The 7,829-nt window shown below is 66.2% G+C and carries 8 protein-coding genes; 2 read left to right on the forward strand and 6 right to left on the reverse strand.

The genetic code is table 11. From position 1 onward, the window contains the following. Position 1 precedes the first annotated feature (1 nt). Positions 2-880, reverse strand: coding sequence for an ABC transporter permease subunit (locus tag ACO6D5_RS17375; protein WP_315847273.1), 879 nt, complete (start codon positions 878-880; stop codon positions 2-4). Continuing rightward, on the reverse strand, positions 880-1,704 hold the full coding sequence (locus ACO6D5_RS17380; protein ID WP_006225285.1) for an ABC transporter ATP-binding protein: 825 nt from the start codon (positions 1,702-1,704) through the stop codon (positions 880-882). Before ACO6D5_RS17380 ends, ACO6D5_RS17375 begins: the two co-directional genes overlap by 1 nt. 292 nt (positions 1,705-1,996) lie before the next feature. On the opposite strand from ACO6D5_RS17380, the gene ACO6D5_RS17385 reads away from it, so the two are divergent. Further along, a complete protein-coding gene (locus ACO6D5_RS17385) occupies positions 1,997-2,800 on the forward strand; it encodes an enoyl-CoA hydratase/isomerase family protein (protein ID WP_485826047.1) in 804 nt (267 codons plus the stop codon). A 4-nt stretch (positions 2,801-2,804) separates the two neighbouring features. Here the strand turns inward: ACO6D5_RS17385 and ACO6D5_RS17390 are convergent, their stop codons facing one another. Genes ACO6D5_RS17390 through ACO6D5_RS17400 form a run of 3 tightly spaced genes read right to left on the reverse strand, consistent with a single transcriptional unit; the run spans position 2,805 to position 5,796 of the window. Next, complete coding sequence (locus ACO6D5_RS17390) at positions 2,805-3,584, reverse strand: enoyl-CoA hydratase/isomerase family protein (protein ID WP_485826048.1); 780 nt, start codon at positions 3,582-3,584, stop codon at positions 2,805-2,807. Further along, positions 3,581-4,828 (reverse strand): CaiB/BaiF CoA transferase family protein, encoded by a 1,248-nt coding sequence (locus ACO6D5_RS17395; RefSeq protein ID WP_485826049.1) that lies wholly within the window; start codon positions 4,826-4,828, stop codon positions 3,581-3,583. The genes ACO6D5_RS17390 and ACO6D5_RS17395 overlap by 4 nt, the downstream gene beginning before the upstream one ends. Further along, positions 4,825-5,796 carry a Bug family tripartite tricarboxylate transporter substrate binding protein gene (locus ACO6D5_RS17400; RefSeq protein ID WP_485826050.1) on the reverse strand — a complete coding sequence of 324 codons (972 nt, stop codon included), beginning with the start codon at positions 5,794-5,796 and terminating at the stop codon, positions 4,825-4,827. The genes ACO6D5_RS17395 and ACO6D5_RS17400 overlap by 4 nt, the downstream gene beginning before the upstream one ends. Positions 5,797-5,920: 124 nt before the next feature. On the opposite strand from ACO6D5_RS17400, the gene ACO6D5_RS17405 reads away from it, so the two are divergent. Beyond that, positions 5,921-6,856 (forward strand): LysR family transcriptional regulator, encoded by a 936-nt coding sequence (locus ACO6D5_RS17405; protein ID WP_485826051.1) that lies wholly within the window; start codon positions 5,921-5,923, stop codon positions 6,854-6,856. A gap of 6 nt (positions 6,857-6,862) precedes the next feature. On the opposite strand, the gene ACO6D5_RS17410 is transcribed toward ACO6D5_RS17405, so the two are convergent. After that, the gene (locus ACO6D5_RS17410; protein WP_006225291.1) at positions 6,863-7,753 is read right to left on the reverse strand and encodes a methylglyoxal synthase; all 891 of its coding nucleotides are present in this window, start codon (positions 7,751-7,753) and stop codon (positions 6,863-6,865) included. Between the last annotated feature and the right edge of the window lie 76 nt (positions 7,754-7,829).

Genomic DNA, 7,829 nt, shown 5'->3' on the forward strand with positions numbered 1-7,829 from the left:
GTCAAAGCCTCTCGATTTCACGGGTGCCGAACAGGCCGTACGGCCTGACCATCAGCACCACGACCAGCACGATGAAAGTGGCCAGCAGCTTGTACTCGCCCCCCAGGTAGGCGCCCGCCCAGGCCTCCAGCAGACCGATGAACACGCCACCGACCAGGGCGCCGGCCACGCTGTCCAATCCGCCCACGATCACCACCACCAGTACCGACAGGCCGAAGACGCCCATCGACGAGGAAATGCCGCCAATGGCGCCCACGATCACGCCCGACACCGCCGCCAGCGCGCCCGCCGCGACCCAGGCCAGCGAGAACACGCGCGGCACGTTGATGCCCATCGCGTAGGCGGCGCCCTGATCCGACGCCGTGGCGCGCAAGGCCACGCCGCCACGCCAGTAGCGAAACACCACCAGCACCAACAACGCCAGCACCACGGCCACCCAGAATCCGTAGAACACCTTGGGCGCCACGAACGCCTCGCCCACCATCACCGGCGCGCGCGGCATGAATTCCGGCAAGCGCCGCTGGTCGGCGGTCCAGATCAGTTCCACCGCGCCGACCAGGATCGACGCCAGCCCCACCGTCACCATGAACACCGATATCGGGGCCTCGCCCAGCATGGGCCGAATCGTCAGCCGTTCGACCAGCGCGCCCAAGGCGCCCGACACCACCACGGCGCCTACGATCGCCAGCCAGATCGGCCACTCCATGCCCGTCGCGAACGCATAGAACACGTAGGCGCCCAGCATCAGGAATTCGCCGATGGCGATGTTCACGACCCGCGTCGCCTTGTAGACGATCACGAAGGCCAACGCAGCCAACGCATACAACCCACCGCTGCCCAGGCCCGCCAGCGACACTTCCAGGAAGAACAGCATGTCCATCAGGCCGCCTCCCGCAAGCGGCGGCGCAGGTCGCCCACATCGCCCGCCCCCAGATAGGCTTTGATGACTTCGGGATTGGCCTGCACCTCGCCGGGCGTGCCGTCCGCGATCACCTGCCCGAAGTTCAGCACCACCACGTGGTCCGACAGATCCATGACCATGCCCATGTCGTGCTCCACCATCAGCACGGTCACGCCCCACTCGGACCGCGCATCCAGGATGAAGCGCGCCATGTCATCCGTCTCTTCGCGGTTCATGCCCGCCACGGGTTCGTCCAGCATCAGCACCTTGGGGTTCATCGCCAGCGCACGCGCCAGCTCCACACGCTTTTGCAGGCCATAGGACAAGGCCGACACCGGCGCGTGTCGGATGTGGTCGATCTCCAGGAAGTCGATGATGCGTTCTTCAATGTCGGCCCGCAGCGCCATCTCTTCGCGGCGCGCCCGGCCCAGGTAGAACAAGGCGTCCAGCACGTTGGTGCGCAGGTGCGCATGGCGGCCCAGCTTGATGTTGTCCAGCACCGTCATGCCGCGGAACAGCGCGATGTTCTGGAAGCTGCGCGCCAGCCCCAGCTTGGCGCGCTCGGGCGCAGCCACGCGCGTGATGTCGCGGCCTTCGAAGCGGACCTGTCCGGCCGCCGGTTTGTAGAACCCGGAAATGGTATTGAACAGCGAGGTCTTGCCCGCGCCGTTCGGGCCGATGACTGTGGTGATGGAGCCCGGCGCCACGCGAAAGCCCACGCCGGTCAATGCCTTGACGCCGCCGAACGCCAAGGTAACCCCATCCACCTCCAGCAAGGGAGGCTGCTCGGACTGATCCACCATTTGTCTCCTCGCTTTTTGGTCGCGAAGTTCTTGCCGCCTTGGGCGGACATTTTTTATGGCGATGAATCAGGCGACCCGCGAGCCAGGAGATGCAACGAACCTGTCTTTACCTACGCCAGACCAGCGCCGGAAAATCGTTCAATGCGGTAATACTCCACACAGTGCTTCTGCGCCGTGCTGTGATGCGTTACGCTAAGCGTGCCCAAAAAAACCAAGCAAGCGCTCGGTTCAGACCATAGCATCGCGGTTTTTGGATCGACAGCTGGTACTTACCCGATAACGGAGACACGCCATGACCCAAGGACTTCCCACGTTCAAGACGGTGCTGCTTGAAGTCGAGGGCACCGTCGCGACCCTCACGCTGAACCGTCCCGATGCCCTGAACGCCATCGACGTCGCGATGGCACGCGACCTGCAACAGGCCGCCCAATGGCTCGAGACGCGCAAAGCGATCCGTGTGGTGCGCCTGCGCGCCGCCGGCAAGGCGTTTTGCGCCGGCGGCGACATCAGCATGTTCACGGGCGACCCTGCCCAGGTACGCAGCACGCTGCAAGACCTCTTCACGCCGCTCAATGATTTCATCTCCCGCATCGGGCGCATGGACAAGGTCTGGCTGGCGCAGACGCATGGCGTGGCGGCCGGCGCCGGGCTATCGCTGGTGCTGGCCTGCGACCTCGCCATCGCCGACGCGGGCACCCGTTACATGACCGCCTACCTGAAGCTGGGGGCCACTCCCGACGCGGGCATGACGCACGGCCTGACGCGCGTACTCGGTTCCCGGCGCGCGCTGGACCTGCTGCTGCGCCACGACGCCTTCACCGCCAGCGATGCGCTGACCTGGGGCATCCTCACCCGCGTCGCGCCCGCCGGCGAACTGGACACGGCGGCGAAGGGCTACGCCGACGAGCTTGCCCGCCACGCGCCACATGGCATCGCGGGCGCGAAGGACCTGCTGCGTTCGGCCGAGCATGCGTCGCTGGAGACGCAACTGGCGGAAGAGACGGCGCGCTTTCTGGATTCAGCATCCCGCGCCGATTTCGCCGAAGGCGTGCAGGCGTTCCTCGAAAAACGCACGCCCGATTTCAAGGGCGAATGACGGATCACGCCTGCGGGTCGCGCCAGACCGGCTTGCGCTTTTCCACGAATGCGGCCAGACCTTCTGCGGCGTCGGGCGTCGCCGCCGCATTGCAGAACACCTCGACCGCCGTCGCCAGCTTGCGGCGGTAGTCGTTGTCGTTGGCAAATACGAAAGCGCGCCGCCCCATCGCCAGCACCTGCGGCGGTTTGCGCGCCAGGGATTGCGCCAGCGTGCGCGCCGCGTCCAGCAGTTGCGCTTCCGGCTCCACGTGCGTCACCAGGCCCGATGCGTGCGCCTCCTGCGCGCTGAACGTCCTGCCCGTGAACAGCAGGTCGAACGCCCGGTGCTTGCCCACGATGGCGGGCAGATGCGCATAGTGGATCGCCGGCAGCACCCCCACATCGATCTCGGGGTAGCCGAAGGTGGCGGTGTCCGCCGCAACGATCATGTCGCTGGATATCGCCACCGTCATGCCGCCACCGCGCACCGCGCCCGACACCACCGAGATCGACGGCTTGGTCATGTTGAACTGCGCGTCGTAGAGCTTGATGTACAACCGGGTCAAGAGCGCGTGGACCTGCACGGGCGAACTCGCCAGCAGCTTCTTCATGTCGAGCCCCGCGCAGAACCTGCCGGGCAGCTCGCTGGCCAGCAGCACGGCCCGCACATGGGCGTCGGCGTTGGCGCGTTCGAGCGCGGCGATCAGCGCGTCCAGCATGTCCACATCCAGCGCATTGACCGGCGCGTGGCATAGATGGATCTCCGCGACCCGGTCGCGGACCTCGTAACGCAGATAGGTCATGCCGGTTCTCCCGATTCCGTAAACGGCGTCGCCGCCTGCACGCTGCCTGCGGCGAGCATCGCCTCGATCTCTCCAGACGTATAGCCCAGGTCCGCCAGGATCTCCCGGCTGTGTTCGCCAAGCAGCGGCGCCGGCCGCGCGGCTTGCCTGGGCTGCCCGTTAAAGCGCACGGGCAAGCCAATGTTGCGCACCTCTCCCAGCACAGGGTGCCGGGTCGTCACGATCAGTTCGCGCGCCGCGACTTGACGGTGCGCCAGCGCCTGATCCAGGGTATGAATGGCCGAGCACGCGATTCCGGCGGGCTTCAATGCCGCCAGCCATTGCGCCACGGTGCGCGTCTGGATACGCGCCTGCACCAGCGCCACGGTCGCGTCGAAGTTCCGCACCCGCGCCGCATTGCTTGCGAATTCCGGCGCGTCAACGACATCCAGCAAACCCGCCACAGCACAAAAGCGCTGCCATTGCGCATCATTGCCGACGCCCAGCATCAGATCGCCATCCGCCGCGCGGAACGCCTGATACGGGCACATCGCCGGGTGCCCCGTACCCATCCGTTGCGGAATCTTCCCGGTACGCCAGTAGTTCTGCGCCATGTACGACATCAGTCCCAGGGACGTATCCAGCAGCGACACGTCCAGGTACTGGCCCACGCCAGTCTGGCTGCGGGCCAGCAGTGCCGCCAGGATTCCGCTCAGCGCGAAAGAACCCGTGCCCAGGTCAACCGGCGAGAAGCTGGCGCGCGCGTAGCTGCCGCCCGGTTCGCCCATGGTGCTGATCATGCCGCTGAACGCTTGCAGCATCACGTCATACCCCGGCTCCTCGCCCATCGGACCTTCACGGCCATATCCCGAGATCTCGCAATAGATCAGCTTCGGATTCAGGCGGCTGAGCGTGTCGTAGTCCACGCCCAGGCGCGCCGCGGTCTTGCCGCCGAACCCCTGCAGCACCACGTCCGCCTGCTCGGCCAACCGGTGCACCACCGCCCTGCCCGCTTCCGTCTTCAAGTCCACGGCCAGGCTGCGCTTGTTGTGGTTCACCGCCAGAAAGGTCGCCGATTGCCCGGCGTCCTGCGGCAGCCAGGCGCGCGTGTCGTCACCCGTGCCGACGGGCTCGACCTTGATCACCCGGGCGCCCAGCTCGCCCAGATACTGGCCGCAAAGCGGTCCAGCCAACACCTTGCTCAAATCCAGGACGGTGATGTCCTTGAGCGGCGCCATGCGTGCAGAAGTCGGCAGGTTCATCATTCGGCCTTCAGCCCCACGGCGTTGGCGGCGTCGGTCCATTGGGCCGTTTCGCGCTTGAAAAAGGCGTCCAGGTCAACCGGCGCCACCGGCAAGGCTTCCGCGCCCCGCTCTTGCATGGCCTTGCGGTAGGCGTCGCTCGCCACGACGTTCGCCACGGCGACGCGCAACTTCGTCACCACCTCAGGCGGCGTACCGGCCGGCACCTGCAGCGAAAACCAGAACTTCAGGTCCAGGCTGCCATAGCCGGCTTCCTTGAGGGTCGGCACGTCAGGCAACATCGGCGAACGCGCTGCCGAGGTGATCGCCAGCGCCTTGAGCCTGCCGGCCTGGACCTGCCCGATGCTGGTCGACATGCTGTCGAACAGGAAATCGATCTGCCCGCCGATGACGTCCGTCACGGCGTTCGCGCTGCCCTTGTAGGCGACGCCCACCGCCTGGAACTTGGCGGCCTTCTGCAGCAGCGCGCCGTACACATGCGGCGAACTTCCCGGCCCGAAGGTGGCGTAGCTCAGCCCGTTGGACGTCGCCCGGCCGCGCTCGACCAGTTCGTCCAGCGTTTTCACCGGCGTCCGTTCGGGGTTGACGACCAACAGGTTCGGCATGGCGCCGGTGATGCCGACCGGCACGTAGTCCTGCAGCGGATGCATCTTCGCGCTGGGATACATCAACGGATTGATCGCCTGCATCCCCACCGTGTTGTGCATCAGCGTGTAGCCGTCTGCCGGCCCATTCAGCACGCTTTGATAGCCGACGTTGCCGCTTGCCCCGGGCTTGTTCTGCACGATGACCTGCTGCCCCAGTTCCCGCGAGAGCGGCTCCGCCACCAGTCGGGCGATGAAATCGGTCGGGCCGCCGGCCGAGAACGGCACCAGCAGCGTAATGGGTTTCGAGGGCCAGGAATCCGCAACGGCCGGCGAGGCCAGAACGGTTGCCGCAAGCGCGGCAGCCAGTGCTTTCATGAGCGCCATGATGTCTCCGTGTGTTTTTCGATGGTGGCGCTGCATTATGCGAAGCGGGCAGATATATGAGAAATACCGTTTTTATATGCGGCCCATAATAAAATCTTGATATCTACCCTCGTCGAGTGCCTTCATGTCGATGTCGATTCGCGCTATGCAGTGCTTTGTCGCCGTGGTTTCCGCAGGCTCGATCAGCCGCGCCGCGGCCGCGCTCCATGTCGCCCAGCCCGCGCTGAGCCTGTTGATCCGCAACCTGGAGGAAGACCTGGGCGTGGTGCTGCTGCACCGCAGTGCGCGCGGCGTCGCGCCCACCACCGCCGGCACGCGCCTCGTTGCGCACGCACGCGAGATCCTGGGCCGTATCGATGCGGCCCGCGCCGATGTGCGCGAAGACTTGACCGCCCCGCGCGGCACGGTATCGCTGGCGATGTCGATGTCCATGGCGAAGCTGGTGGCCGTGCCATTGCTGCGCTTCAGCCTTGCGCACTGGCCTGGCGTGTATCTCAAGATCATCGAGTCCAGCACCGGCTACATTCCCGGCTTCGTCAGTTCGGGGCATGCCGACCTGGGCCTGACGTTCAGCGACGAAGCCGCCGTCGACCTGCGCTTTCAGCATCTGATCGATGAGGAACTGGTGGTGGTGTCTCCGCCTCCGCCGCGGAACCGGGCGAAGCCGCGTGCCGTCGAACTCGACGCGCTGCCCGCGATGGGCCTGCAGGCGCTTGCCGGGCTGCCGCTCGTGCTGCCCGGCAACCCGCACAGCCTGCGCAGGCTGCTGGACCAATATCAGCAACAGGAGCACGCGGCCTTCCGCGTCATCGCCGAAGCCAACGCGATCCCGCAATTGATAGAACTGGTTCAGGCGGGCCTGGCGCACACGATCCTGTCGTATGAGGCCGTGCGGGCCGAGGCCATGCGCGGGGACGTGGTGCTCCACCGCATCAAGCAGCCCCGCATGACCCGCCCGGTCTTTCTTTGCCGCTCGGACGTCTTGCCGCTGTCGATGGCGGCCTCGGCCGTAGCCGATCAGGTCAGCCGGATCATCATCGACGGCCGGCCGCCGGCATGACCGCGGTCAGATGAGGCCGGCGCGCTTTTCCACCGCCTGCGCCCAACGCCGCGCCACGGTCGGCGACGTCGCGCAGGTAGCCGATTCCGTCACCACGCGCACGGCGCGTTCCAGCAGCTGGATGTCCGCCTCGTGCTGGCGCGCCACGTGCGGATCTTCGAAAAAGATCACGCGCTGGCATTGATGCTCCAGCACCAGTTCCGCGATCTGCGCGTCGCCGCCCAGCGGCCCGCTCAGGTAGCGGTGCACCCACGGCGTGTCTTTGGGCCAGCCGCGCGACCATGCCAGTTCGTTCAAGCGGCCGCCGGTCGTGCCCGTCGCCACCCGCCGCGCAAACTGCGACAGCACGTCGAAATGTTCGCTGGCGAATGCCACCATCTCGTCCTTCAACGCATCGTGGGCGATCATCGCCAAGGTCTGGCCCGTGAAGTTGAACAGGCGCGAAGCCGACACGTCGGGCGCCAGGCCGGCGTGCACGCGTTCGACTTCCATCCATTCGATCGCGCCGGCCAGCGTCGAAATGAACGGCCGGCCGTGCGTGATGCACTGGCGCTTCAACGCCAGCGCCTCGGGGAAGATCGAAGACGGGTCCACCGGGTCGATCAGATAGATCGCGCCATCGAACGGCGCCTGCCCGTCACGGCCCTCGGTCACGCGGGCCACCAGCTTCATCAAGCCGCCCTCGCGTCCATACGGGTAGCGGATCAAGCCGCTGTAGCCCTGCAGCATGCCTTCGCGCACGATCGCATCATGCGTGCGGCCGACGGTGTGCAGTTGCACGCCCAGTTCGCGGATCGTGGATGAGCACGCGCGCAGCCAGGTGAACAAGGCGGCATCGGGGCTTTCGTGGTGCAGTCGATTGGCGGCCAAGCCAAAACGCAATTGGGCAGCAGGCATCGGTAGACTCAGGCTAATAGGATCAACGAGCAGAGCCTTGATGATACCGTGGCCGTCATGACCGCGGCACGGCAGG

The organism is Achromobacter sp., assembly GCF_057314935.1.